Origin of the sequence: Rhizobium sp. L9 (genome assembly GCF_002531885.1) — a bacterium.
Lineage (GTDB): Bacteria > Pseudomonadota > Alphaproteobacteria > Rhizobiales > Rhizobiaceae > Rhizobium.
In genome coordinates this window covers 1-25,931 of the sequence record NZ_NWSZ01000030.1, presented here as the reverse complement: position 1 = coordinate 25,931, position 25,931 = coordinate 1, and the positions used below count along the sequence as shown (strand labels likewise).

At 63.2% G+C, this 25,931-nt stretch carries 24 protein-coding genes and 2 pseudogenes; 14 read left to right on the top strand and 12 right to left on the bottom strand.

Going from position 1 to position 25,931, the window contains the following annotated elements:
* The first annotated feature begins 130 nt into the window (after positions 1-130).
* Positions 131-1,432 (top strand): plasmid replication protein RepC, encoded by a 1,302-nt coding sequence (repC, locus tag CO660_RS26425; protein ID WP_097601239.1) that lies wholly within the window; start codon positions 131-133, stop codon positions 1,430-1,432.
* Here the strand turns inward: repC and CO660_RS26420 are convergent.
* Positions 1,425-1,904: a ProQ/FINO family protein gene (locus CO660_RS26420; RefSeq protein WP_097601238.1), complete on the bottom strand. Its 480-nt coding sequence runs from the start codon at positions 1,902-1,904 to the stop codon at positions 1,425-1,427. The genes repC and CO660_RS26420 overlap by 8 nt on opposite strands.
* Before the next feature lie 252 nt (positions 1,905-2,156).
* Here CO660_RS26420 and panC point away from each other — a divergent pair, with 252 nt between their 5' ends.
* Together panC and panB are read left to right on the top strand one after the other, a co-directional pair.
* A complete protein-coding gene (panC, locus tag CO660_RS26415) occupies positions 2,157-3,080 on the top strand; it encodes a pantoate--beta-alanine ligase (protein WP_097601237.1) in 924 nt (307 codons plus the stop codon).
* Positions 3,077-3,898: a 3-methyl-2-oxobutanoate hydroxymethyltransferase gene (gene panB / locus CO660_RS26410; RefSeq protein ID WP_097601236.1), complete on the top strand. Its 822-nt coding sequence runs from the start codon at positions 3,077-3,079 to the stop codon at positions 3,896-3,898. The genes panC and panB overlap by 4 nt, the downstream gene beginning before the upstream one ends.
* 44 nt (positions 3,899-3,942) lie before the next feature.
* On the opposite strand, the gene CO660_RS26405 is transcribed toward panB, so the two are convergent.
* Complete coding sequence (locus tag CO660_RS26405) at positions 3,943-4,857, bottom strand: hydrogen peroxide-inducible genes activator (protein ID WP_097601235.1); 915 nt, start codon at positions 4,855-4,857, stop codon at positions 3,943-3,945.
* Between the two features lie 143 nt (positions 4,858-5,000).
* On the opposite strand from CO660_RS26405, the gene katG reads away from it, so the two are divergent.
* Together katG and CO660_RS26395 are read left to right on the top strand one after the other, a co-directional pair.
* Complete coding sequence (gene katG / locus CO660_RS26400; RefSeq protein WP_097601286.1) at positions 5,001-7,187, top strand: catalase/peroxidase HPI; 2,187 nt, start codon at positions 5,001-5,003, stop codon at positions 7,185-7,187.
* A 546-nt stretch (positions 7,188-7,733) separates the two neighbouring features.
* Positions 7,734-8,459, top strand: a complete 726-nt coding sequence (locus CO660_RS26395) for an SDR family oxidoreductase (RefSeq protein ID WP_097601234.1) — start codon at positions 7,734-7,736, stop codon at positions 8,457-8,459.
* Positions 8,460-8,553: 94 nt separating this feature from the next.
* Here the strand turns inward: CO660_RS26395 and CO660_RS26390 are convergent, their stop codons facing one another.
* The 3 genes from CO660_RS26390 to CO660_RS26380 form a co-directional block, all read right to left on the bottom strand.
* Positions 8,554-8,964 carry a type II toxin-antitoxin system VapC family toxin gene (locus tag CO660_RS26390; RefSeq protein WP_097601233.1) on the bottom strand — a complete coding sequence of 137 codons (411 nt, stop codon included), beginning with the start codon at positions 8,962-8,964 and terminating at the stop codon, positions 8,554-8,556.
* Positions 8,961-9,221: a type II toxin-antitoxin system VapB family antitoxin gene (gene vapB / locus CO660_RS26385; protein ID WP_085781307.1), complete on the bottom strand. Its 261-nt coding sequence runs from the start codon at positions 9,219-9,221 to the stop codon at positions 8,961-8,963. Before vapB ends, CO660_RS26390 begins: the two co-directional genes overlap by 4 nt.
* A 75-nt stretch (positions 9,222-9,296) precedes the next feature.
* On the bottom strand, positions 9,297-9,854 hold the full coding sequence (locus CO660_RS26380; protein WP_097601232.1) for a DUF3299 domain-containing protein: 558 nt from the start codon (positions 9,852-9,854) through the stop codon (positions 9,297-9,299).
* A 229-nt stretch (positions 9,855-10,083) separates the two neighbouring features.
* Between CO660_RS26380 and CO660_RS26370 the strand changes: the two are divergent.
* Positions 10,084-10,479, top strand: a pseudogene (locus tag CO660_RS26370) (response regulator); the annotation flags it as partial.
* A 39-nt stretch (positions 10,480-10,518) separates the two neighbouring features.
* On the opposite strand, the gene CO660_RS26365 reads toward CO660_RS26370, so the two are convergent.
* Positions 10,519-11,091: a pyridoxamine 5'-phosphate oxidase family protein gene (locus CO660_RS26365; protein WP_097601230.1), complete on the bottom strand. Its 573-nt coding sequence runs from the start codon at positions 11,089-11,091 to the stop codon at positions 10,519-10,521.
* 10 nt (positions 11,092-11,101) lie between these two features.
* On the bottom strand, positions 11,102-11,806 hold the full coding sequence (locus tag CO660_RS26360) for an SDR family oxidoreductase (protein WP_097601229.1): 705 nt from the start codon (positions 11,804-11,806) through the stop codon (positions 11,102-11,104).
* 106 nt (positions 11,807-11,912) lie between these two features.
* Between CO660_RS26360 and CO660_RS26355 the strand changes: the two genes are divergently transcribed.
* Entirely contained in the window at positions 11,913-12,788 is an 876-nt protein-coding gene (locus tag CO660_RS26355) for a LysR substrate-binding domain-containing protein (RefSeq protein ID WP_097601285.1), read from the top strand.
* A gap of 71 nt (positions 12,789-12,859) precedes the next feature.
* Here the strand turns inward: CO660_RS26355 and CO660_RS26350 are convergent, their stop codons facing one another.
* The gene (locus CO660_RS26350) at positions 12,860-13,828 is read right to left on the bottom strand and encodes a zinc-dependent alcohol dehydrogenase family protein (RefSeq protein ID WP_097601284.1); all 969 of its coding nucleotides are present in this window, start codon (positions 13,826-13,828) and stop codon (positions 12,860-12,862) included.
* 53 nt (positions 13,829-13,881) lie between these two features.
* Between CO660_RS26350 and CO660_RS26345 the strand changes: the two genes are divergently transcribed.
* The 3 genes from CO660_RS26345 to CO660_RS26335 are packed head-to-tail and all read left to right on the top strand — an operon-like array spanning position 13,882 to position 16,996.
* A complete protein-coding gene (locus tag CO660_RS26345; RefSeq protein ID WP_097601228.1) occupies positions 13,882-14,298 on the top strand; it encodes a thioesterase family protein in 417 nt (138 codons plus the stop codon).
* 3 nt (positions 14,299-14,301) lie between these two features.
* Positions 14,302-15,819, top strand: a complete 1,518-nt coding sequence (locus tag CO660_RS26340; RefSeq protein WP_097601227.1) for an AMP-binding protein — start codon at positions 14,302-14,304, stop codon at positions 15,817-15,819.
* A complete protein-coding gene (locus CO660_RS26335) occupies positions 15,797-16,996 on the top strand; it encodes a thiolase family protein (RefSeq protein WP_097601226.1) in 1,200 nt (399 codons plus the stop codon). The genes CO660_RS26340 and CO660_RS26335 overlap by 23 nt, the downstream gene beginning before the upstream one ends.
* Positions 16,997-17,155: 159 nt before the next feature.
* On the opposite strand, the gene CO660_RS26330 is transcribed toward CO660_RS26335, so the two are convergent.
* A complete protein-coding gene (locus CO660_RS26330; protein WP_245421386.1) occupies positions 17,156-17,548 on the bottom strand; it encodes a transposase in 393 nt (130 codons plus the stop codon).
* 437 nt (positions 17,549-17,985) lie between these two features.
* On the opposite strand from CO660_RS26330, the gene CO660_RS26325 reads away from it, so the two are divergent.
* Positions 17,986-18,750 carry an SDR family oxidoreductase gene (locus CO660_RS26325; protein WP_097601225.1) on the top strand — a complete coding sequence of 255 codons (765 nt, stop codon included), beginning with the start codon at positions 17,986-17,988 and terminating at the stop codon, positions 18,748-18,750.
* Between the two features lie 50 nt (positions 18,751-18,800).
* Positions 18,801-19,214: a cupin domain-containing protein gene (locus CO660_RS26320; RefSeq protein WP_097601224.1), complete on the top strand. Its 414-nt coding sequence runs from the start codon at positions 18,801-18,803 to the stop codon at positions 19,212-19,214.
* Positions 19,215-19,264: 50 nt separating this feature from the next.
* On the opposite strand, the gene CO660_RS26315 is transcribed toward CO660_RS26320, so the two are convergent.
* The 3 genes from CO660_RS26315 to CO660_RS26305 form a co-directional block, all read right to left on the bottom strand.
* Positions 19,265-20,548, bottom strand: coding sequence for a cystathionine gamma-synthase family protein (locus tag CO660_RS26315; protein WP_097601223.1), 1,284 nt, complete (start codon positions 20,546-20,548; stop codon positions 19,265-19,267).
* A gap of 135 nt (positions 20,549-20,683) precedes the next feature.
* Positions 20,684-21,763, bottom strand: coding sequence for a YihY/virulence factor BrkB family protein (locus CO660_RS26310; RefSeq protein WP_097601222.1), 1,080 nt, complete (start codon positions 21,761-21,763; stop codon positions 20,684-20,686).
* Positions 21,764-22,078: 315 nt separating this feature from the next.
* Positions 22,079-23,908 carry an adenylate/guanylate cyclase domain-containing protein gene (locus tag CO660_RS26305; RefSeq protein WP_141504919.1) on the bottom strand — a complete coding sequence of 610 codons (1,830 nt, stop codon included), beginning with the start codon at positions 23,906-23,908 and terminating at the stop codon, positions 22,079-22,081.
* Between the two features lie 769 nt (positions 23,909-24,677).
* On the opposite strand from CO660_RS26305, the gene CO660_RS26300 reads away from it, so the two are divergent.
* Positions 24,678-25,118, top strand: coding sequence for a GFA family protein (locus CO660_RS26300; protein ID WP_097601220.1), 441 nt, complete (start codon positions 24,678-24,680; stop codon positions 25,116-25,118).
* Between the two features lie 139 nt (positions 25,119-25,257).
* Positions 25,258-25,539: pseudogene (locus CO660_RS26295) on the top strand (transposase); the annotation flags it as partial.
* Positions 25,540-25,931 lie beyond the last annotated feature (392 nt).

Here is a 25,931-nt window from a genome sequence, read left to right as displayed (position 1 = left end):
TCACGAATCCCAGTCAAGAGTCCTGCAGCGCCTCGGCGTCTTTTCAGACGCGCAAATGACGCTGCGGCACTTTTCCTCCTCGCATCGTTTCGGTGAGCGGATTTCTTTTGCCTGATGAGAGGTGAAGGAAATGGAGAGTGACTATGTGACGACGCCCTTCGGGCGGCGGCCGATGTCGCTTGCCATGCTGCTGAAACAGCGGCGAGGCGAGGCGATCGCGGCCGGAACGACGCGCAACAAATGGAAACTGTTCCGATCGGTCTGCGAGGCGCGGGCAGGGCTGGATATCACCGACCGGGCGCTGACGGTGCTTGATGCGCTGCTGAGTTTTTATCCCGAGGATGAACTCTCCAGCGACAAACCGCTGGTGGTCTTTCCCTCGAACGCGCAGCTTTCGCTCAGAGCCCGCGGCATGGCCGCCGCCACCTTGCGCCGGCATCTTGCCCTGCTGGTGGAAGTCGGCCTTATCTCCCGCAAGGACAGCCCGAACGGCAAGCGTTATGTGCGCCGCAGCCGGGAAGGCGGGATCGACGAGGCCTACGGCTTCAGCCTCGCCCCGCTTCTCGCCCGCGCCGGCGACATCGAGACGATGGCAGCGCGCATCGCCGCCGACCGGCAGATGCTGCGCGGTCTTAAGGAGCGGCTGACGATCTGCCGGCGCGACATCGCCAAACTGATCTCCGCAGCCGTCGAGGAAGCCGTTCCCGGCGATTGGGAGCGCGTGTCTTCGATGTTCCAGGCGATCCTGCAGCGCATTCCGAAGGCTGCAAATCTGGAAAACCTCCCGCCGATCCTCAAAGAACTCGAGATAGCCCGCGAAAATATCGTCAACCTATTGGAACTGCATGAGAAAATGCAGATGCCGAGCGCCAGTGAATCCCAAATTGAGCGCCACATACAGAATTCGAACCCCGAATCCATACTTGAATTTGAACGAGGGCTGGGAACCGGCCAGGCGGCGACGACGGAGAGGCTGACCGAGCAGAACGACTGGCCGGGGATCAAGCTCGACGATGACGGACGCGGAGCGCAAGAAAATGGTCTAGAGGGACCGCGCTTCGTTAAGAGCGCGAGGGCAGGGGAACTGAAAAGCTTCCCGCTCGGCGTGGTCCTCCAGGCCTGCCCCGACATTGCAGATTACGGCCCGGACGGCAGCGTGCGCAGCTGGCGGGATCTGATGACTGCGGCGGTCGTCGTGCGCTCGATGCTGGGCGTCAGCCCCTCGGCCTATGAGGATGCGTGCTCAGTGATGGGATCGGAAAACTCGGCTGCCGTCATCGCCTGCATTCTGCAGAGGGGAGGGTGCATCCATTCCGCCGGCGGCTATCTCCGGGACCTCACGCGGCGCGCCGAGCGAGGTGAGTTTGCGTTGGGGCCGATGCTGATGGCGCTCCTGCGCGCAAAAGATCCACCTGTCGCCAAGCTCAGCTGACGGCGTTCTTCCTGCCTCGTAGAAGTGCGGCGCGGATCTGTTCGTTCTTGCTCAGCACAGGAGCGGGGACCACGACAGGTGCCGGCTCGGGTTCCTCGGCCTTCGCGGCGCTCTGCTTGAGGCTCAGGAAACGCTTCTGCGCAACCAATCGGTCTTCCTCCGACAGCGGCTCGACCGGTTCGCCGTCGATGTTATGGCGCATGGAATCGGGCTGAGCGCTGGCGAAATAATAGCGCCGGCAATGGACATAGGCAGCGGTCGCGCGCCGAAGCGTCGTCACGCCGGCATCGGGCTTCAGGAGCGGGCGCAGCTCGTTGAACAGGCCGACGGCGAAGGGAAGGACAGGATCACCGGGCCTGGCCGGAAGCACGCCGACCGGCCGGATCAACAGCGAGTTGATCGCGTTTGCCTTCTCAACATCGAGCTCGGTCGCCGCTATCGGCCCGCGGCTGATCTTCCAGGGTTTGTCCATGTAAACTCCATAACGGCCGACTGTGATGGTATCTTGACGGAAAGGGTAGATAGAGGCGCAGTTCGCACATTGCTAGCCCTGCGCTAGCGCTGCGGCAAGCCGGGTGTGAGATACGATTTGCGAGCTGACCGGGCCAGCCTGATCCGCCGGCCATGCATCTAATCGTTTTTTGTCCGGAAGTGCATTGACCTCGGGCTTCGATTACATTTCTTATCCGCGCCCAAGATGAGTGACCGGCCGCGGGGAGGATGTATGCGGGTTTTCTCGAATATTGAAGAGCTGCGCCACACGCTCGATGCGCTGAAGCGGCAGGGGCGCACCGTCGGCCTTGTTCCAACCATGGGCTATCTCCACGCCGGACATCTCAAGCTCGTCACGCGCGCCCGGGCCGAAAACGACATCGTCGTCGTCTCGATCTTCGTCAATCCGCTGCAGTTCGGCCCGGCCGAAGACCTCGGCAAATATCCGCGCGATCTCGAGCGCGATGGCGCCATGCTCAAGCAGGCCGGCGTGAATTTCCTCTTCGCGCCGGGCGTCGAGGATATGTATCCCCGCCCGATGAAGACGGTGGTCGACGTTCCCGATCTCGGCCGCGAACTCGAAGGCGCAGTCAGGCCCGGCCATTTTGCCGGAGTCGCCACCGTCGTCACCAAGCTTTTCAACATCGTCCAGCCGCAAACTGCCTATTTCGGGGAGAAGGACTACCAGCAGGTCGTCATCATCAAGCGCATGGTGGAAGATCTCGCCGTGCCGGTGCGGGTGATCTCTGTGCCGACCGTGCGCGACAGCGACGGCCTCGCCTTGTCGTCGCGCAATGTCTATCTCAGCCCCGATGAGCGGCGCGCGGCGGTGATCGTTCCGCAGGCGCTCGATGAGGCCGAGCGGCTCATCGCCGAAGGCATCACCGATGCGCAAGAACTTGAGGCGAAACTCACCGCCTTTATTGGCCGCGAGCCTCTGGCGAAACCCGAAGTCGTCGCCGTCAGGGATGCAGAAACACTGGCGCCGGTCGCTTCGCTCGAAGGCGCCATCGTCGTGGCGCTCTTCGTGAGGATCGGCACGACGCGGCTTCTCGACAACAGAGTTGTCGGAGACAACAGCAGCCCGGCGAGCGGGAACAGAATGATCCGGGACAACCGAATGAGCGGTCAGCCGGGAAAGGGAGTGACGAAATGAGCGCCACCGGATCTCAGAAGCGCCTGACGCCGACGCGGATCGCAGCCATGAAGGGCGGTAAGCCGATCGTCTGCCTCACCGCCTACACGACGCCGATGGCGCGCCTCCTCGACGAGCATTGCGACCTGCTTTTGGTCGGGGATTCGCTCGGCATGGTGCTCTACGGCATGGAGACCACGATCGGCGTGACGCTGGACATGATGATCGCTCATGGCAAGGCCGTGATGCGCGGCGCCGCCAATGCCTGCGTCGTCGTCGACATGCCCTTCGGAAGCTATCAGGAATCGAAGGAGATTGCCTTCCGCAACGCCGTGCGCATCATGCAGGAAACCGGCTGCGACGCCGTCAAGCTCGAAGGCGGCGAGGAGATGGCCGAAACCATCGCCTTCCTGACGAAGCGGGGCATTCCCGTGCTCGGCCACATCGGCCTGATGCCGCAGCTCGTCCACACCGCCGGCGGCTATCGCTCCGTCGGCCATTCCGAACACGAGACCTCGAAGATCCGCCGCGACGCGCATGCGATTGGCGGCTCAGGCGCCTTCGCCGTCGTCGTCGAGGGCACGGTGGAGCCACTGGCCCGCGAAGTGACGGCAGCCGTGCACATCCCGACTATCGGCATCGGCGCCTCTTCCGCCTGCGACGGCCAGATCCTGGTTTCCGACGACATTCTCGGCCTCTTCAATGATTTCAAGCCGCGTTTCGTCAAGCGCTACGACGAGCTCGGCAAGAGGGTCGCGGACGCTGCCGCCTCTTATGCCGAGGAGGTGCGCGCGCGGAAATTTCCGGCAGCCGAGCATACGTTCAAGCGCCGCAGTTGAGGTGAGGGGCGGGTCTTAGACGCTGAGATGACGGCCAAGGTCCGTCACGTGAGCGCATCCTGCGCGCGCATCGTCTCGGCCGAGCGGCGCACCGCCTCGGCGACTTCCTGCAGCTGCTTGGCCATCGGCGTCGAATTGCGCCAGACCATGCCGATCGTCCGCGACGGCTGTGGCGAGGGGAAGCGGGAGATCGAGACTTGGGCCGAGCGTGTTTCGACCGGAACGGCCATCTCAGGGATCAGGGTGACGCCGATGCCGGCGCCGACCATCTGGACGAGGGTGGAGAGCGAGCTGCCTTCCATGATCTCCCGCGGGCGGGCTGGGCCGATCTTGCAGAAGGACAGCGCCTGGTCGCGGAAGCAGTGGCCCTCTTCGAGCAGCAGCAGCCGCATTTCGCGCAGCGCCTCGCGCTCGGGCACGGGCTTGTCTCCATCCTCCTGCCTCCGGACCAGCACGAATTCTTCCTTGAAAAGCTCGAGTTCGGTGAGCGAGGGTTCCGACACAGGCAGCGCGACGATCGCCATGTCGAGCTGGCCCTGCGCCAGTTCATGAACCAGCTTGCCTGTCTGCGTCTCGCGCACCTCGATCTGAATTCCGGCGAAGGTTTCGTTGAGATCGTTTATAATTGCCGGCAGCAGATAGGGCGCGATCGTCGGAATGATGCCGATGCGCAGGCGCTTGAGAAAGGATTCGCGCGAGGCTCGGGCAAACTCCCCCAATTCGTCGACGGCGCGCAGGATGTCGCGGACGCGCAGCGCGAAGCTCTGGCCGAACGGGGTAAGCTTCACCTCGCGCGCGCTGCGCTCGAAGAGCTCGCCGCCCAATTCCTGCTCGAGTTCTTTGATCTGCATGGAGAGCGCCGGCTGGGAGATGGCGCAGGCGTCGGCGGCACGGCGGAAGCGGCCATCCCGCGCCAGGGCTTCAAAATAGCGTAGCTGTTTCAGGGTAAGATTCTTCATAACCTCAGCTTATCGCGACAATCAGTAAATCCAACTTAAAATTATTGAACGCTTCCGATATGAAGACTGCAGGGAGAGAGTGGGGCGTCAGCTCGGCTCATCTTTTTGAACCGCCGACCGATCAAGCAATGAAGGAGACGATCATGGACAATCCCACTGACAGCACAGGTAAATGTCCTGTAGCTCATGGCAATACGCCGCGCGGCAGAGCCAACCGCGACTGGTGGCCGAACCAGCTGAACGTGCAGATTCTTCATCACAATTCCGGCCGTGCCGATCCCCTCGGCCAGGACTTCGACTATGCCGAGGAGTTCAAGAAGCTCGATCTCGACGCGCTGAAGAAGGATCTTCACGCGCTGATGACGGATTCGCAGGACTGGTGGCCGGCCGACTTCGGCCATTACGGCGGCCTGTTCATCCGCATGGCCTGGCACAGCGCCGGCACCTACCGCATCACCGACGGCCGCGGCGGCGCCGGCCAGGGCCAGCAGCGTTTCGCACCGCTGAACTCCTGGCCTGACAATGCCAACCTCGACAAGGCACGCCGGCTGCTCTGGCCGATCAAGCAGAAATACGGCAACCGCATCTCCTGGGCCGACCTCCTGATTCTCACCGGCAACGTTGCGCTCGAATCCATGGGCTTCAAGACCTTCGGCTTCGCCGGCGGCCGCGCCGACGTCTGGGAGCCCGAGGAGCTCTATTGGGGCCCTGAGGGCACCTGGCTCGGCGATGAGCGCTACAGCGGCGAACGCCAGCTGGCAGAGCCGCTCGGCGCCGTGCAGATGGGCCTCATCTACGTCAACCCGGAAGGCCCGAACGGCAACCCCGACCCGGTCGCTGCGGCCCGAGACATCCGTGAAACCTTCGCTCGCATGGCAATGAACGACGAGGAAACCGTGGCATTGATCGCCGGCGGCCACACCTTCGGCAAGACCCATGGCGCAGGCGACCCGTCCTTTATCGGCGCCGAGCCGGAAGGCGGGGCGATCGAAGACCAGGGCCTTGGTTGGAAGAGCACGTTCGGCACCGGCGTCGGCAAGGACGCGATCACCGCCGGCCTCGAAGTCACCTGGTCGCAGACGCCGACCAGGTGGAGCAACTACTTCTTCGAAAACCTCTTCGCTTACGAGTGGGAGCTGACGAAGAGCCCGGCCGGCGCGCACCAGTGGCGGGCCAAGAACGCCGAACCCTCCATCCCGGACGCCTATGAGGCGGGCAAGAAGCATGTGCCGACCATGCTGACCACCGATTTGTCGCTGCGCTTCGATCCGATCTACGAGAAGATCTCGCGGCGGTTTCTCGAAAATCCCGGTGAGTTCGCCGACGCTTTCGCCCGCGCGTGGTTCAAGCTGACCCACCGCGACATGGGACCGAAGGTGCGCTACCTCGGCCCTGAAGTTCCGGCCGAAGACCTGATCTGGCAGGACGTGATCCCGGCGGTCGACCATCCGCTTGTCGACGATCAGGACATTGCCGAACTGAAGACAAAGGTTCTCGCAACCGGCCTTTCCGTACAGGAACTCGTCTCAACCGCCTGGGCGTCGGCCTCGACCTTCCGCGGCTCCGACAAGCGGGGCGGCGCCAATGGCGCGCGCATCCGCCTGGCTCCGCAGAAGGACTGGGAAGCCAACCAGCCGGCGCAGCTCGCCAAGGTGCTCGGTGTTCTCGAAGGCATCCAGAAGGACTTCAACGCAGCCCAGACGGGGGCTAAGAAGATCTCGCTCGCCGATCTGATCGTGCTTGCCGGTGCTGCCGGCGTCGAAAGGGCCGCGGCAGCGGGCGGCAACGCCGTCAGCGTGCCCTTCACGCCGGGCCGCATGGACGCGTCCGAAGCCCAGACCGACGCGCATTCCTTCGCGCCGCTCGAGCCCCGCATCGACGGCTTCCGCAACTATGTGAACGACAAGCGCCATCAGTTCATGAAGCCGGAAGAAGCGCTCGTCGACCGCGCCCAGCTTTTGACGCTGACCGGGCCTGAGATGACCGTCCTCGTCGGCGGCCTGCGCGTGCTGAAGGCAGGCAATCCCGAGCACGGCGTCTTCACCTCGGCTCCTGAGACACTGACGAACGACTTCTTCGTCAACCTGCTCGACATGGCCACGCAGTGGGTTCCGGCCGCCGGCAAGGACGGCGTCTATGAAGGCCGCGACCGCAAGACGGGTGCGCCTAAGTGGACCGGTACCCGCGTCGACCTGATCTTCGGCTCGCACTCGCAGCTGCGCGCCTTCGCCGAAGTCTACGGCCAGGCCGACGCCAAAGAAAAGTTCGTCAAGGACTTCGTCGCCGCCTGGAACAAGGTCATGAATGCCGACCGCTTCGACCTCGTCTGATCGGTTCAGCGAGTTTGCCCGGGCGCGGCTTTCGGCCGCGCCCGGTTTCTTTGGTGAATGTCCTGGGGCGGCTACAACCGTCCAAGCTTCCGATCCTCGCCGCACGTGATGGTTGGTGGGGCGCGGGCACCACCATCCTTCCCTCATCCCTGTGACCTCAGGCTTCGCTCGAGGGATGTCACAGGGATCCAGCGCGCCCAAGTCCTTGGGCGCAGGAAACTCCCTTGTTTTCAAAATAGTCATTCACCGCGCGGACGCGCGGTGGCTGGATTCCTGTGACAGGCACAGGAATGAGGAGTGTGGGGTTGGCCTCCGGCCACTTTTCCGCAGCCGTTTCATTTTTACTCGGCGTCGTCCTCGGCCTTGTGCCGAGGATCTGCTGCCCTATCGACCGGAAGCAGATGCTCGGGACAAGCCCGAGCATGACGGAAGAGAGTTCAGAGGCACCACCGCCCAATCGCCCAGATCATCCCCGCCACGCCGCGAACTTCTAGCCATGACCGACCCCGCATGCGATAGATGATCGACACATTTGGAGGAGTGGATATGAACGGTTTGCAAGGTAAAATCGCGGCCATTACCGGAGCTGCCTCGGGCATTGGATTGGCGACGACCGAGGCGATCATCGCGGCGGGCGGCACGGTCGTGATGATCGATCGGGACGAGGCGGCGCTGAGTGCGGCCTGCGGCAGGCTCGGCGAGAGGGCGATTGCGCTGCCGCTCGACCTTCTGAAACCCGAGGATTGCGCCGGCCTGCTGGACGGCATTCTCTCGAAGGCCGGCCAGCTCGACATCTTCCATGCCAATGCCGGCACCTATATCGGCGGGGATCTGGCGGATGCCGACCTCGATGCGATCGACCGCATGCTCAATCTGAACGTCAACGTGGTCATCAAGAACGTCCGGACGGTCATGCCGCACATGATCGAGAGAGGGACGGGAGACATCATCGTCACCAGTTCGGTCGCGGGCCATGCCCCGGTCCCGTGGGAGCCGGTCTATTCGCCTTCGAAATGGGCGATGCATTGCTTCGTCCAGACCATGCGGCGGCAGCTCCTCAAGAACGGCATCCGCGTCGGATCCGTCTCGCCCGGCCCTGTCATCAGCGCTCTGCTGAAAGACTGGCCTGCGGAAAACCTGCGCAAGGCAAAAGAGGCGGGCGCGCTGATCGAACCCCGCGACGTCGCGGAAGCAGTGCTCTTCATGCTGACCCGGCCGCGCAACGTGACGATCCGCGACGTGGTGATCCTGCCGAGCGCCTTCGACATCTGATGTGAGTGAAGGCAGGGTGGATTCCTCTCCGTATAAACCGGCTGCGTGAAGAGGGGATAGTGCGTGCCGAAACGCCGGCTGAAGCTCTCCGGGGCTACCGCCCGGTCGTCCAATCCTCGACGCGCAGGCCATCCACGCGCCGGAACTCCCCGACGTTGTTCGTAATTAGAACAAGATCCCGCGTCTTCGCCTGCGCGGCTATCAGCACATCGTAAGGACCGATCGGTGTTCCCTTTGCCGCCAACGCCGCGCGGATCTCTCCAGCGGCCAGCGCATCCTCGCGCTCGAAACCGACGGTCGGGAAATCCGCCATGAACAGGCGCAGGGTTTCGAGATTGTAGGAAATTTTCGCGCTCCTGTAGGCGCCGTAATAGAGCTCGTGCATGACGATGCTCGACAGCCCGATCGATCCCTCGTCGCTGTCCATGACGTGGGCGAGCAGCGTGTCGGACTTCCGGCCGATCAGAGCAATCACCGCATTGGTATCGATGAGATGAGTGATCACTTGAACAAGTCCTGAAGGCCAGTTCTCTCCTGATCTTCCGGCTGCTCACGTCCCTCCGCCATGAAATCGTCGCTGAGGCCGCGCTCCAGGGCGCTGCGCAACGAGGCCCAGCGCCCGCCGTGATCGGTCCGCGGCCGCAGAATGATCGCATCGCCTTCCCGTGTCACTTCCACCTGATCGACATCGAAGCGAAACTCCTTCGGCAGCCGGACGGCCTGCGAATTGCCGGATTGAAAGACGCGCGCATATTGCGGCATAGAGAACGCTCCACAGGTCGTATATATAGTTATGTATATACGCGGCTGGCGGCACTCATGCAAGAAGCCGTTCCACTAGCGAGGCAGAATGCCGAAAGGCGAGAGCGTCAGCAGATCGGGATCATCGGTCGCCGTCGCCGTCGCCACCTGGGCATGGCTCATGCTGTAGCCGTAGGCAAGGACGCGGACGCCGTCGATCATGAAGAACTGCGCCTGGTCCAAGCCGGGTCGCAGGCTGCCCGTTACGGTGACGGTCTCGTAGATTCTTTCGAGGTGCAGAGGCTCCTGCGGAACGACGCGGACCAGCTGATTGGGCGGAGGGGAAGGCATGTGGCTGCAGGCTCCGGCCCAGGGGACCAGCATGAATTCGTAGACGAGATCACCATCCTGGTCGACCGGCAGCACGAAGCCCGTCAATTCGACGGGCTGGCCTTCGTCATGCCAGGCAAACGTTTCGCCCTGCGGGCCGCTGACCGTCTTGCCCGACAGCGGCATTGTCGCCTTGGCCTGGTCGGCCGGCCGCAAAGCGCTCCAGAAGATGGGCTGGGCTGCGGCAAAGGCATCGGAAACCGGCGGTGCGGAAGCAAATGCCAGCACCGCGAACATCAGGCGAAACTGTCTGTGCTTCATCATCGCGTCTCCCGTGGCCGGCCGTTTCGGCGACCTGCCGCTGCCGCGGATGGTACTCCTGATTTCGCTCGGCCGTCCATCCGCCGCGGTCCGATTTTACGACGTCATCCTCGGCCTTGTGCTGCCTTGTGCCGAGGATCTGTGCCCTATCGACCGAGAGCAGATGCTCGGGACAAGCCCGAGCATGACGAAGAAACGCTGGCGTCTCAGCAACTAGAAGACCCCGTGTCCCAATGTTTCGTTGCTAGAGCGCATCCTCAAGCGCGAGGGCTTTACGGCGCTGATCAGCACGACCGCGCCGCGCGAGGCCCTGCGGCTCTTCCGCGAGCACTCCGTCGATCTCGTCCTGCTCGATCTGATGATGCCCGATCTCGATGGTTTCGCGCTGCCGGAGACTTTCGCAAGACTCGTCCCCGAGGACAGCTGCTCCCGATCCTGGTGCTGGCTGCCGATGCGACCCTGCCGACGCGTCGCGCGCGCCTTCCCTCGGCGCAAAGGATTTCCTGACCAAGCCCTTCGCGGCGATCGAGGCAGTGCTGCGGATCTTCAACCTGCTCGAAACTCGCATCCTGACGCTGGAACTCACGGGCTGGCGACGCCGAAGTCGGACCGCCCCAGGGACGATTGATCGCCTCCGCTCAACGTCCGAAAGCGCGCCGATTTCAGGTCAGGGATTGACCCAGCGGCAAGAAGAGAGGGCGCCGGCTTCGTCATAACAGAACAGCGCGCGTCGATTGTCCTGCTGCCGCAGCTGGAACCAGTCCAGCGTCCAGGCCCGGAAGATCAAGACGCCAAAGCGCGTCTTTCCCTCGGCCTCATCCGCAGGCTCTGCCGCGTCGATCGTTTCGAAGGCGCGCTCGTCCCCGGGCGGGCCGCCCGCATAGGTCATCCGCGTCCGCGCGGGCAGCCTGCCCCACGCGGCATTAGCACCTGCGCTTCCCGGCCCATGAAGCTCGACCGCCCCTTGAAGCCGAAGCTGCAGCCGGCTCTCGGCGCTAAAGCCGAGGATCGTGACGCGGGGATTGACTGAAAGTTCCAGCCATTTGGAGCTGCGCGTATCCGTATGAAATTCGAGACACCGCGCCGACCTATCGGCCGCACGCAGCACGACCATGCGCGCCTGCGGCTTCGCCTCGGTATCGATGGAGCAGAGGCTCACATAGCGGAAACCCGACTGCGGATCCGCCGCAGCCGTTTCCAGCTCCGCCCATGCCGAGGCATCGATGTCAGTCAGATCCACCGGCAGTCGCTCAGACGGAACGGGCGATGCCGCCGTCGACGCGGATGTTCTGGCCGGTGATGTAGCCCGCACCTTCCGACAGGAGGAAGGCGATGGTGGCGGCGATTTCTTCGCTCGTGCCGTAGCGGCCCATCGGAACGCTGTCCCGCCGCTCGTCGGTCGCCGGCAGGCTGTCGATCCAGCCGGGCAGGACGTTGTTCATGCGGATGTTCTTGGCCGCATAGGTGTCGGCGAAGATTTTGGTGAAGCTTGCCAGTCCCGCCCGGGCGACCGCAGAGGTCGGGAACATCGGCGAAGGCTCGAAGGCCCATGCCGTCGAAATGTTAACGATCGCACCGCCGCGCTGGGCTTCCATGATCGGCGTCACTAGGCGCGTCGGGCGTACAGCGCTGAGGAAATAGACCTCCATGCCCTTGTGCCAGTCCTCGTCGGAGATTTCGAGGATCGGCGCTCGCGGGCCGTGGCCGGCGGAATTGACCAAAGCGTCGATCCGCCCCCACGTCGCCATCGCCAGATCGACGAGGCGCTTGACGTCGTCGTTCGACTGGTTCGAGCCGGTGACGCCGACGCCGCCGAGTTCTTTCGCCAGCGCCTCTCCCTTGCCGGAGGAGGAGAGAACGGCGACGCGATAGCCGTCTGCGGCGAGCCTCCTGGCGGCCGCCGCCCCCATGCCGGACCCGCCGGCGGTGATGAGAGCGACTTTTCCTTCAGACATTGAAACCTCCGATAGCCGATTTTGCGCAGCATTATGGCAGATGCTGATGGGACTTTCGCGCGAGAAAGAAAGCTGCCAGACTGTAGAAAATCTACTGGATATGCCGATGAACCAATCCCGCCGCACGCTGCCGTCCCTCAATGCCCTGCGCGCCTTCGAGGTTTCCGGCCGCCGGCTGAATTTCCGCGCCGCCGCCGAAGAACTGGGCGTCACGCAGGGCGCGGTCGCGCAGCAGGTTCGCGCGCTGGAGGATCAGCTCGGCCTCAGGCTGTTCCAACGCCTTGCCCGCGGCCTTGCGCTCACTGCCTATGGCACGGCCTATCTGGCGGACGTGACCCGCGCCTTCGATACGCTTGCCGAAGCGACCGGGCGGCTTCTCGACCGGCCGGAAATGGTGACGATCAGCGCCACCCCCACGGTCGCCACCAGGCTGTTGATCCCGCGGCTCGCCGAGCTCTATGCCGCCCTTCTCGACATCGATCTGAGGACGGTTGCCACCGAGGCGCTCGCCGATTTCGACCGCGACCAGGTTGATATCGCGGTGCGCCTCACCCGCCCGCCTTTTCCGGCAAACCTGCAGGCGCAGCTGCTGTTTCCCCAGGAGCTGGTCGCGGTCGCAAGCCCGCATCTGGTCAAGGGCCTGACCTTGCCCTTAAGCGGCGAACAGCTTCGCAAACTGCCGCTTCTGCATGACTCGCACGATCACTGGCCGGTATTCCTGCGCACGGGCGAGAAGCTGCCCGGCGCGGCCTTCAACCATACGACACTGGCGCTCGACGCCGCACTCGCCGGCCAGGGCGTCGTGCTCGCCTGCCGGGCTTTCGTCATGGCCGATCTCGAGGCCGGGCGGCTGGTGCGGGTGACGGATGCGACGGCGACCATCGGACCCGATTACTTCCTCGTGCGCAAACGCTCGTCGTCGCCGCGAAAGGCGGTGGACGCGGTCTGGGACTGGTGTGCGGCGCAGCTGTCGCTTTCCTGACGCGTGCCGCATGAAAACATCGACGGACAATAATTCGGGTCGCAACCTCTCTCCACTCACCCAGGCGCCCCTCACGCCAGCAGCACCTTGCCACCCGTCCGGAAAGGCAGGGCAGAGCGGAGCGCATTGCCGATCTTTTCCAGCGGAAAGACCTCCCGCACCTCGGTCGCGATGACCTTGCCCGCGATCTGCGTAGCAACTTCGGAATAGGCGCGCTGGACCTCGACCATCGCCTCGGAGTGAACCCATTCCCTGAGGTGACAATAGGAAAAGGCGATGTCGGGATGGGCCGACCAGAATGACGGCGGGATGCTCTCACCCGAAAGCAGACCATAATGCAGGAAGTAACCGCCAGGCTTCAGCGCATCGGCAAGTACCGAGGCGCGCGCGCCGCCGACGCAGTCGAGCACTGCATCGAGCCCGGACCTGCCGGCGAGGCTGGCGGCGAGATCGCTGCCCGCCCTGTCGACGATAACCGCCTCCAGCCGGCCATGTAGGCGCGCAAGAGATTCTTCGCCGCGGACGATTGCGATCGGCTCCACGCTGACGGCATTCGCCATGCCGATCAGGATAGACCCGATCGAAGAGGCGGCGGCATTGATGGCGATACGCATGCCGGGTCTCAGCCCGATCTTCTTATGCAGCATCAGCCAGGCGGTCATCGGGTTGACATAGCTGGTCGCGGCCTCGAAATCCGAAAGCGCGTCGGGCACGCGAAGGCACCAGTTCGGATCGGTATCCTTGACCTCCTGCCATCCGCCGGCGCTGCGCACCGGCAGCACGCGTGCCCCCGGCGCAAGCCCATGAACCTCTTCGCCGCATTCTTCGACCACCCCGAAGGCTTCGAAGCCTGGAATGAAGGGCAGGGTCGTGCGGCCGGCATAGGCGCCAGAGATGGTGATGATATCGGAGGGATTAATCGAGCGCGCCAGCAGGCGAACGCGAACCTGGTCTCGCGAAAGCGGCGCCAGATCGGCGCGTTCGATGCCGACGACCTCCTCGGCCGGCCCGAATTTTCGCACGACCGCCTGATATTGCATTTGCATCCCCCACACAGTCGGTTAGAACACGCCTTCGAAATTTCGGTGATCGAATGAGCGTTGACGACAGGCCTTTAGCATCGTTCCGGGTCTCGATGCGAGACATCGACATTTATGGCCATGTCCACAATTCGGTTTACCTCGATTATTGCGAGGATGCGGTCGTTGAGTTCCTGCGCCACCGGGAGATCCTCAGCCACTTCCGCCACACCACCTCAGGTGTTGCCTATCATGTGAAGAAGGCGGAGATCACCTTTCACAACCCGATCGACGTCGACGATATCGTCGAGGCGAAGGTCAAGGTCGAGAAGATCGGGCGGTCAAGCCTCTCCTTTACGATCGAGCTCTATCGCCAGCGCGACGGCGCCCATTGCGCCTCGGCCGGCCTCGTCTGGGTCTGCGTCGGCCTTTCCGACAGCCGCCCGACGCCTATCCCCGAGGCGACGAGAGCCGCCTTGCCGCAGGGCTGACCCATGCCGATCCACGCGGAGCTTCTTCGACACGCCACAGAGAGACCGGACAAGCCGGCAGTCGCGATCGACGGTGGCTCCCAGAGCTATGGCGAACTCTATAGCCGCGCCGGCGCGATCAACCGGTTCATCCAGGCGCTTCCGCGCTCGAACGGCCGTTCATTCGATCTTCCCGGCGTCGAGAAGCTTGTAGCGGTCAGCCTCGGCAATCACATCGGTTTTGCAGAGTATTTTATCGCCGCCACCGCACTGGCGAATGCCTGCGCTGTCATCGATCCGATGATGCCGGAGGCAACGATCGAGCGCATCGTCGAGCGCCTGGCGCCTGACGCGCTTGTCGTCGATGATGCTGCCAGCGCAAGCGCCGAGATCGGCCGCCGGCTCGGTGTTCCCGTGATCGTCGCCGGCGCGGAGCCCTTTGACCTCGCCGCGACGGGAGACGACATGCCCGTCGATGCCGAGGGGATCTTCCTGATCGGCTTCACCTCGGGCACGACAGCCGAACCGAAGGCCTATTACCGCTCGCGCGAACAGTGGCGCCGAAGCCTCGATCGGGGGCGTCTCGTGTTCGAACTCCAGGACGCGCCCTCGACCCTGTGCCCGGGAGCGCTGGCGCATGGGCTCGCGCTTTACGCACTCGTCGAAGCGCTCGATGCCGGAGCAACCTTCCATTCGATCGGGAAATGGGATGCCGGCGCGGTCGCGCGCATTCTCTCCTCAGAAAAGATAGAGCGGCTGGTTGCCGTGCCTACCCATATAGCGGGCATTGCCCGGGCATGGAGCGAGCCGATTCAATCCTTACGCGACGTGCTGACCGCCGGCGCCAAGCTGAACCTCAACGAAGTCCAATCCATGCGCCGACTTTTTCCGAAGGCGCGCATCCGGGAATATTGCGGCGCCTCCGAGATCGGTTTCATGACCGTTTCGACGCTCGTTGGCGCCGCGACCGATTTTCCGATCGACCGAGTCGGGCGAGCCTATCCCGGCGTCGAACTCTCCATTCGCGACCCGGAGGAAAACGATGTCGGCACCGATGTGCCGGGCACCATCTTCGTCAACAGCGACCTGATTGCCGACGGCTATCTCTGGGGCGACGACGGCCAGGCGTTCCGGGTCACCCCGGCGGGCGCGACTGTCGGCGATCTCGGCGAGATCGATGCAAACGGCATGCTGCGGGTGATCGGCCGGGCGGGCGGCATGATGATATCGGGCGGCAACAACGTCTATCCCGCCGAAGTCGAGAGCGCGCTCAAAACCTGCCGCGGCGTCGAAGATGCCGTCGTCTTCGGGCGGCCGGACCCCTATTACGGCCAAAGCATCGTTGCCGTCGTCTCGGGGGAAGCGATGGATGCGAAAATGCTTGCCGAGCATTGCGCAGGCAGGCTTGCAAGGTTCAAGATCCCCAGGCAGTTCTACCATATCGCCTCCTGGCCGATGACGAGCAGCGGCAAGATATCCAGGGGGCAGGTAGAGGCATCGGTGATCTCGGGAGACGGTCTTGTCCTACGCCTATCAGCCTGACGAGGATTGGCAGCCGGTCGTGGTCGCCGCCTACCGCACGCCGATCGCCCGGGCCTTCGGCTCGCTGTCGACGGTTGCAGCCGAAGACCTGCTTACCCCCATCATCCGCCGGATCGTCGCAGAAACAGGCGTTGCGCCCGATGCCATCGACGACGTGCTGGTCGGCAATGCCGCCGGCGGCGGCGGCAATATCGGCCGGCTGGCCGCCCTCCATGCCGGCCTGCCCATGGCCGTTCCCGGTGTTGCGATCGACCGGCAATGCGGTTCCGGCCTCGAAGCGATCATCATGGCCGCTCGGCTGATCCAGGCGAAGGCCGGTTCGTGTTTCCTTGCCGGCGGCGTCGAAAGCGTCAGCACTGCGCCGTGGCGCGTGGAACGACCGAAGACGAATGGCGCCGTGCCGCGCTTTTACGGGCGGGCGCGGTTTTCACCTGAGGCGATCGGCGATCCCGAGATGGGTGGCGCCGCCGAAAATGTTGCGCGCAAATTTGACATCTCGCGCCAGAGGCAGGATGAGTTCGCCCTACGCAGCCACCGGCTCGCCGTCGCAGCGGCCGAAGCAGGCCGCTTCCGGCCGGAGATCGTCGAGATCGCCACCGCCAGCGGCCCCGTAACGCGAGACGAATGTCCGCGCCCGACGACCTCGCTCGAGGCGCTCGCAAAGCTGAAACCCGTTTTCCTGGCGGATGGCTCGGTGACGGCAGGCAATGCTTGCCCTGTGAATGACGGCGCCTGCCTGGTGCTCGTCATGAGGCGCGGCATGGCCAGAAGCCTCGGCATCGAAACATGCCTCGCCTTCATCGACAGCGCCGCCGCCGGCGTCGACCCCAACCTGCTCGGCATCGGTCCGGTCGCCTCGACTGACAAGCTTCTGCAGCGCCAGCCTCACCTGTCGCTTTCCGCGATCGACGCCATCGAATTCAACGAGGCTTTCGCGGCGCAGGTTCTGGCGTCGCTCGATCAGCTGGATATATCAGCCGACGCGGTCAACAAAGAGGGCGGCGCCCTGGCGCTCGGCCATCCCTTCGGCGCCTCCGGCGCGATCCTCGTGACCCGGCTCTACAGCCAGCTCATCCGCGGGGATGGTCGGAGGCCCGCCGCCACCGGTCTCGCCATGATCGGCATCGGCGGCGGCATAGGACTGACGGCGCTGTTCGAGGCAGTCAGGCTTTCCTGATAGAAAGGCAAGTCTGCCCGGTTCGGACCCGGAAGCTACCCCTCACCCAAACACTCTCCCCGTAAAAACGGGGAGAGGGGACGTGCCATACGAGAGGTCGGTGAGGAACCGAGACGTTGCGGCATGTCCCTGCTCCCCGCGCGCGGGGAGCAATCATGTTTAATTTTTGCTGGTATCGTGGCGTCCATCGTCTTTCGAGAGAGCATGGAACTGCTCGAGACTTGCCGTGAAGAGCGCAATCAGCACGGCATCGAGCCGATCGTTCTTGGCCCGCTTGAGCCGGCTCTTGGCAAAGAAGCGCAATTGCGCCGGCTGCAGACGCGCCGCTGGCCGCTTGCCGGCCCGCAGATGCGCCAGCAGCCGCCATTCATAGCCGCCGGAGGCTTCAAAGCCGATGCGGCTGACGTCATGCTCTCGAAGAAAGGCGTCAAGCGCCTTCAGGCCAGCGGTGTCGTACGTGACCCTCAGCCTTGCCTTACCGGGATGGAGGGCAATGTCGAGATGGCTTTTGCCGACATCGATTCCGGCACAAATCATGCTATTATCGGTCATCTTCGTCGTCCCTGTCTTGGATACGAACCCCAAGGTTCCTGCAACCACACGGGCCAGATGAAGAGCCGGTTGCGATCCTGCTCCCCACAGCCCCAAACGGCTAAGAAGGTGACGATCCGACAACCAGCTGCCGGGCGGGCGGCCACCCGCCCGGCAGGCATCAGTATCCTACATTTTGCGCATCCAAGAAGGTGGCGGCAGGCGGATGAGGGGCGACACCAGCGCGCCGCCCTACTGCCTTGGCATAGGTCGACAGCGACCGAGAGAGAATGGTTCGGACCCGCAATCCGGCGCATTCTGCTGGCGATCAGTTCCGGCCAATGAAGCCGCCTGGCCTCGTGAAGTGCGCGGTTTCGGGACTCCGAGCAGTTCCTGCTCGCCTTCATTCAGCAATGCAGATCAACAGAGGATATTCCTCGTAAACAAGGGAGATTACCATGAAGATCATCGTTATCGGCGGGACCGGCCTCATCGGCTCGAAGACGGTGGAAAGGTTGCGCAAGAAGGGACACGACGTTTTGGCGGCCTCGCCGAATTCGGGCGTCGACACGATCACCGGCAAAGGCGTCGCCGAAGCGCTAGCCGGGGCGCAGGTGGTGCTAGACCTCGCCAACTCGCCTTCCTTCGAAGACGAGGCCGTGCTCGAATTCTTCCAGACGTCGGGCCGCAACCTGCTCAAGGCCGGGGCTGCGGCGGGCGTGAGACATCACATCGCGCTGTCGATCGTCGGCATGGAGCGGCTGCAGGGCAGCGGTTACATGCGGGCCAAGATGGCGCAGGAAGAGCTGATCAAGAGCTCCGGCATTCCCTATACCATCGTGCACTCCACTCAGTTCCATGAATTTATGGCCGGCATCGCCCAGGCGAACACAGTCGGCCAGACCGTGCACCTGTCGCCGGCCTATCTGCAGCCGATCGCCTCGGACGATGTCGCCGACGTCATGGCCGAAGTGGCGCTCGCAGCACCCGTGAACGGCACGATCGAAATCGGTGGCCCGGAAAAGATCCGCCTGACCGATATCGTGACACGGCTCTTCAAGGCGACGCACGATCCGCGCCAAGTGACGGCCGATCCGCACGCCCGCTATTTCGGCGTCGAGCTCGATGACACTTCGCTCGTCGCCGGCGCTAATGCCCGGCTCGGCAAGATTCGCTTCGACGACTGGCTGCGCCAGCAGCCCCCCCAGAAAAAAAGCGCGTGACGGCGAAGCGTCGCCTGTCGACCTATTCCCATCATCGGAGGAGACCAGACATGCTTAGGAAAATAATCTCGGCGGCGGCCTTTGCGCTTGTCCTTGCCGCCGGCACTCAGGCTGACGCCGCTGGCGGCAAAGCCAAGGTGACCCTCGTCTTTGACCAGAAGCTGCCCAATGTTGCCGGCAAGAGCATGAAGGCCGTGCTGGTGGAATATGAACCGGGGGGCCAGTCGCCCGGCCATACGCACCCGAAGTCGGCCTTCATCTACGCCACCGTTCTCGAAGGGGCGATCACTAGCAAGGTGAATGACGGGCCGGCGAAGACCTACAAGGCCGGCGAGAGCTTTCCCGAATTTCCCGGCGATCATCACGCCGTCAGCAAGAATGCCAGCAAGACAAAACCGGCGCGCCTGCTTGCGGTGTTCGTGCTCAATACCGACGAGACGGATCTGACGACAGACGACAAGTAACCTCAACCTCGATGCCCGGCGCCGCCGGGCATCGATTCCGTGCGCCCCGTTCAAACAGCCTGCAGCGCCAGCTCCAGATCGGCGATCAGATCATCCGGATGCTCGATGCCGATCGACAGCCGGATTGTCGATTCCAAGACGCCAATGCGCTCCCTGACATCGGCCGGCACGCCGGAATGCGTCATGGCGGCGGGGTGGCTTGCGAGCGACTCCGTGCCACCGAGGCTGACGGCGAGCTTGAAGACCTGCAGCGCGTTCAGGAATTTGAAGGAGGCCGGCTGGCCGCCGCGGATATCGAAGGAGAAGGTCGAGCCGGCGCCGGTGCATTGCGCGGCGAAGGTGCGGCCCGACGGCGAATCCGGATCGTGGTAGGGGAGATAATGAACCGTTTCGACCTTCGGGTGATCGCGCAGGAAATCGGCGACGGCGCGCGCATTGCTGTTCGCCCGCTCCATGCGCAGCTGCAGCGTTTCGAGCGACCGGCCGAGCATCCAGCAGGAATGCGGATCGAGCTGCGTGCCGATCGCGCCGCGCAGCGCCTTGACCTGCTTGATGACTGCCTTGCGTCCGAGGACGGCGCCGGCGATCAGATCGGAATGGCCGCCGACATATTTGGTCAGCGAATAAAGCGAGATATCGGCGCCATGCTCGATCGGCCGCTGGAAGACCGGCCCGAGCAGGGTATTGTCGCAGACGACGACCGGTACATGCCCCTGCCTTGCGCCGATTGCATCGGCCACGCGCCGGATCATCGCAACGTCCACCAGGCTGTTGGTCGGGTTGGCGGGCGTCTCGATCAGGATCACGGACACGCGACCCTTGCCGACCGCCTCGTCCGCCGCCTTCTGCACCGATGCCTCGCTGACGCCATCGGCAAAGCCGACCGCGGCGACGCCGAAGTTGAGGAAGGTTTTCGCGAGTAAGGTTTCCGTGCCGCCATAGAGCGGCTGCGAATGCAGGATCGCATCCCCCGGCCGGACGAAGGCGAATAGAGTGGTGGCGATCGCCGCCATGCCGGAAGAGAAGAGCGCACCGCTTTCCGTCCGCTCGTAAACGGCGAGCCTGTCTTCCACGATCTCGCTGTTCGGATGATTGAAGCGCGAATAGACGAGGCCGGCGCCCTTGCCGGCCGGCGGCTCGCGACGGCCGGAGACATAATCGAAGAAATCGCGGCCATCCTCGGCGGAATTGAAGACGAAGGTGGAGGTCAGAAACACCGGCGGCTTGACCGCCCCTTCCGAAAGTTCGGGATCGTAGCCATAGTTCAGCATCTGCGTTTCGGGATGCAGGGCATGATTGCCGATATGGGTTTTGGAAGGATGCGGGGCGGTCATGATCGTCTCCTCTGTCGAACCTGCCGAAGGACAGGATACATCAAATCGGGGAGCAGTCATCGAGACTGCTCGATTAAGAGCGGCGCATGATGTCGTCCGAAAACCGCTCACCCTTTCGGCCTCGTGCCGAGACGCTCAGCTCGCGATCTCGCCCAGAGTATCGGCGACATAGGCGCCGCGCGCACCCATTGGCAGCGGATGGCCCGTCGTCGTGTCCCGCGCCGTCTGATGCTCCAGCTCGGCATTGAGCTCCGCGCCGACAATGAGAATGACTACGGAAAGCCAAATCCAGATGAGAAAGCCGATCAACGCGCCAAGGGTGCCGTAGGTCGCGTTGTAATTGGCGAAATGCTCGAGATAGAAGGAGAAGCCAAGCGACATGGCGGCCCAGGCGAGCGCAGTCAGCCCCGCGCCCCATGTCATCCACCGGATCCTGGCGGGCTCGCGGCTCGGACCGAAACGGTAGACCAAGGTCACGGCAACCGCGGCGACGAAGAGAAGCAGCGGCCATCTCAAGAGAAGCGCCATCTGCTCCTGGAACTGGTCGAGCCAGAGATAGGAGAGCACGACAGGCATCACGCCCACGAGCGCCACCATGACGACCGCAAAAACCATCGCGCAGAGGGTAAAGCAGAGCCCGATCAGATTCAGCCGCACCAGGCTGCGCTTCTCCCTCTCCTCATAGGCGACGTTCATTGCGTCGAAGATCGCCAGCGTGCCGCTATGCGTGCTCCACAGTGCAATGCCAAGACCGACGAAAAAGGTAATGCCGAGCGTGCTCTCGCGGTTTTCGACCAGCGCCTTGATCTGATCGGCAAGAAGATCGAAGGCGCCGGGCGGCAGAAGCACGGCGAGCTCGCGAAGATGTTCGGAGATGGTGATGGGATCCGCCACCAGGCCATAAAGCGAGACCAAGGCCGCCAAGGCCGGAAACAGTGCCAGGAGCAGATAGAAGGTCACGCCCGCCGCAATGAGGGTGATCCGGTCGTCGAGGACCTCATGGAAGACGCGCCAGAACACATCCCGAAGGCCGCTCATCGGAATGGCCTCGGGTGTCGCCGCGCTGCGCCCGTGATCGTCACCGGACCAGGCGACTGCCGCCGGCGGCGCCAGCGAGCTGCGCTGCCTTGCCTGCATAAACACGATCGCCCCGACGGCGGCGGCGACCATCGCCGTGGCGAGGGGATATCTCTTGAGGTGGAGCGCATCAGCCATTACCCTATCCTCCGAATTGCTTCGTGGATAACGCCGGGTGCGGCTAAAGGATGCAAGCCGTTGCCTTCCTCCGGAGATCTCGAGTGAGGGGAGGGCGCCCGCTGCCGCTCCAAGCGCCGCAAGGCAGGAACTGCCTCGGCTTAGAAAATCTTAAGCCGATGATTCTACGTGTATAATTTCTCGTACGGAAGCCAAATCGACCGTTGCTTTCGTTACTGCGGCAAAGCCATGGTTCATGCACTTTCGCGGGCAGAGCATCCTTGCGGCGCCAGAAGGGCAAATTCGCGCCCGTGAGCCACTGGATGGAAGGCAATTCTATTCCGGCAGGCCGGCCTTGCGCAACGCCAACGCCAGCCCATTCATTAGCTGAGGCCGCACCACGTCCATCCGGACAAACTCGCCTATCGTCCAGCCAGGCGCGACCTGCAGGAGGCGCCCGGCAGCGGCTCGAGCGGCCTCCAGCCGATCGAGATTGGCATAACTTGCCACCAGGCTGGCATGAAGGATGCTAAAACCGGGGTTCACCTGGATGCCGAGAGCTGAATACTTTACCGCGTCCTCGAACTGCGAGGTAAACAGGCTGACCCAAGCCAATGCGAGATAGGAATGGTAGTTCATTGGATCGAGTGGGCTTAGCCGAAGCGCCTTGAATGCATGGTCGCGTGACTGGTCGTAAGTTTCGTTGAACATGTGGACCATCGCGCTTAGTCCGTAAGCGAGCGACGAATTGCCGTCCAGCATCAGTGCCCTGTCAAGCGCGTTGATCGAGCGCTCGTAACCGTGGGTTATCGTGGCATGGACGAAAGCTCCGAGGCAAAGCGCCTGCGGATCGTCCCGGCCGGTCGCGAGGGCCGCGTGCGCGTGTCTAAGCGCAGCGGCTCTATCCTCGGGATGGAAGCCGCCGCGCAGGAAACGCTGCTCGTATCCCCAGGCGGCATAGCCATGTGCGCAGGCGTAGTCGGGATCAAGACGCAAGGCCTCTCTCAGCAACCGCAGGGCTTCATCGGACTCCGCCGGCGTGTTGGCATAACTGTGCGGCAACGCGCGGAGAAAAAAATCATAGGCATCCAGGCTGCCTGGCCGTTTGCGGCGCGCGCGCTCGATCTCCGCCCGCCGGATCGTCGGCTCAAGTGTACCAACGATCCGCTCGGTCAACTGATCCTGCAGATCGAAAATGTCCTCGGCTGCGCCCTCAAACCTGTCGGCCCAGATATGGGTTGCGTCCCGCCCTTCGATCAGTTGCGCAGTGATGCGCAACCGGTTCGCTGATCGCCGGATACTGCCTTCCAGCACATAGCGGACACCTAGTTCTCTGGCGATCTGCCTGACGTCGATGGCCTTATGTTTGTATGCGAAGGTGGAGTTTCGCGCGATGACGAACAGGCTCGGAATTTTGGAAAGGTTGGTGATGACATCCTCGACCAGTCCATCCGCAAAATACTCCTGTTCTGGATCGCCGCTCATGTTTTCAAAGGCCAACACGGCTATCGACGGCCTATTCGGCAGGGCAGGTGGCCTTGCCAATCGCGTCTCCGGCGAAGTCCCTTCCTGCACGAGGCGATGCACCGTGATCGGCTCGGTGATATTCTTGACCTGCTGCTCCCCCATCGATTCAAATCCGAAGGCAAGTGTCTTTTCGACCTCCCGCACGACTTTGCCGGAGATGCAGATGCCACCGGGATCAGCGAGTTGCTGCAGACGCGCCGACACATTGACGCCTTCTCCATAGCGGTCTTCGCCGTCGACAATGACTTCACCGAGATTGAGCCCAATCCGCAGCTCCAGCCGCTCGTTTTGCGGTACCTTCGCATTTCGCTCGTTCAGCGCGCGCTGCACCGACACCGCGCATTCCACAGCATCCACGGCGCTGCCGAATTCCGCCAGCAAGCCGTCGCCCATGAGCTTGAAGATGCAGCCGCGTCGCTTGGTGATTTCTGGTTCGATCAGCGCTTTGCGCATCGCGGTGAGACGCTCGAACGTGCCCGTCTCGTCCCGCTCCATCAACGCCGAGTACCCGACGACGTCGGCCGCTAAGATTGCCGCGAGCTTCCTGTCCATCGACCCCTCACATGAAGCCATGCCGAACATTAACATAGAAGCGGAAAGCCAACTAGGAACCTTCCCGGCAGCAGCAAGCGCGGACAAGATGATGCATCAGCTACATCCGTTGTCCGCGGACAACCGACCCAGGAGATGCCTGCCTCACATGCCGAAAGAAGATCTTGCAGAACCTGCGCCGGAAAGCCGCTGACCCGCCGCTGTCGAGCACAAAAGCAAACCAGCGGCACGGCAGGCCACGACGCCAACTGGCGTCATTTGGCGGCAACTTCGCGGCCCTCGTTGCCGACTGACCATAAGCGCCGCCTCGCGGGTTGTCCGCGGACAACGACGCACGAGATCATCTGCGCGATATCGCTGGTAGATATCGGCTTGAATTCGCCGCATTGCGGCACTACCTCGTGACGAGCCGAAGCGCTGCCCTCCGTAGCTGCTTTGGCTCGATAGACAGCACTCCTCCTCCCATGCTGTCGGTCACTATCGAAGCCCGGCGCACTCTCCCGCGCCGGGCTTCTGTCAGATCGATATCACACCCCCACGCCGTTCGAAGCCCTCATGGGGCACCGCAGGGTCACGCCCTCATGGGCGCCGACACCTCCAACGCCTCTCGTCGACCGCGGCACTCACCAACGGACGTCAGCCACGGCATCCTCCGCCAACCCTCATGCCGAGGTGCGCAGCCGGCAGGGCGGAGCCTCGAAGCACTCGCAGCAACGCCGCTCCTTTCGACGCGACTCGCACCCACGCCCCTTGAAGTGCTCTTGAGCGCCGGCACGGTAACCTCCTACGCTTCTCATGGGACGCAGCGCTCTAACCGACCACGAACAAGATCAGCAAAAAGCAACCGAGGTGACGGATGAACAGGCTTGCGCAATGCCATTGCGGATCACTCCGCGCAAAGACATCGGGCGATCCGCTCATGGTGAGCATCTGCCACTGCCGCGATTGCCAGCGCAGAACCGGCGCCGTGGCCGGCAGCGGCGCGATCTTCGCGAAGGCGGAAGTGATGATCGAGGGGGATCGCAGGATCTTTGAGCGGGATGCCGCGCAGGGGCGCAAGGTGCGATTCCATTTCTGCCCGAACTGCGGCACGTCCCTATACTGGGAAGGCGATTTCAATCCCGACCTCTACATCGTCGCCGTTGGCGCGTTCGCCGACCCGGCATTTCCACCGCCCCTGGTTTCCGTCTACGAGGAGTCCAGGCACGATTGGTTTCAGCTTCCCGATGGGGTGAAGCGCGCGCAACGCGGGCTGGTTTCGGCAGCGGCTGCGGACAAGGAGCAGGGCAGCGGCTAGCGGCCTTGGTGGCCGTGCGCCATGAGGGCGGCTCCTCTTCGGCAGCCCGTGAGGAGCGTGCGGCAACACCGCTCCTTGTCATTTGACACCTGCGCACCCGCGCCGACCTTCGAGGCCCTTACGGGCACCTCAGGGTGAGGCTCTCTTGGGCGTCGCGCCGGTCGCCCACGACAGCGGCACCTGGCGTGGCCAGCGCCACATCCCCGGCGGCCGCGCCACCGTCCGCTGCGCCCTCTACATGGCAACGCTCTCGGCCATTCGCTGCAGTCCGGCCATCAAGGCCTTCCACAAACGACTGCGCGCTGCCGGCAAACCACCCAAGGTCGCGCTCGTCGCCGCCATGCGGAAATTCATCGTCATGATCAACACTATCATCAAAAGACGAACCCCATGGAGCGAACCGCAACAACACGGTTGCTGAGGCACGCAACCCAAAGGGCGGAGCCTCGAAGGACACGCCGCAGCGCCGCTCCTTGCATCAATCAACGTGGCGCGCCCGCTCCTCTCCGGAGCCACAGTCGATATCCCGACGCATTTTTGATCAGCAGCCGCCGCTCAGCTTCATCCCTGCGAAAGCTCCTCGTCTCCGCTCAAAAGTGACAGCAACTACATGTCGTGAGAAGACAGCAGAAAGTAAAGGAACTAAACCTCAATATTACTTCCATTTCTGGATCAATACCAAACAAATCATGGCACTAGCCCCCTATACCGTTGCAAACTCCAGCCGCTTAGCCGGGTAAGCGGGGCTGATTTGGTGGCCATGCCGACACAATCAGCATGTCTGACGCCGAGCAGGGTGCTCGAAGGGCCGAG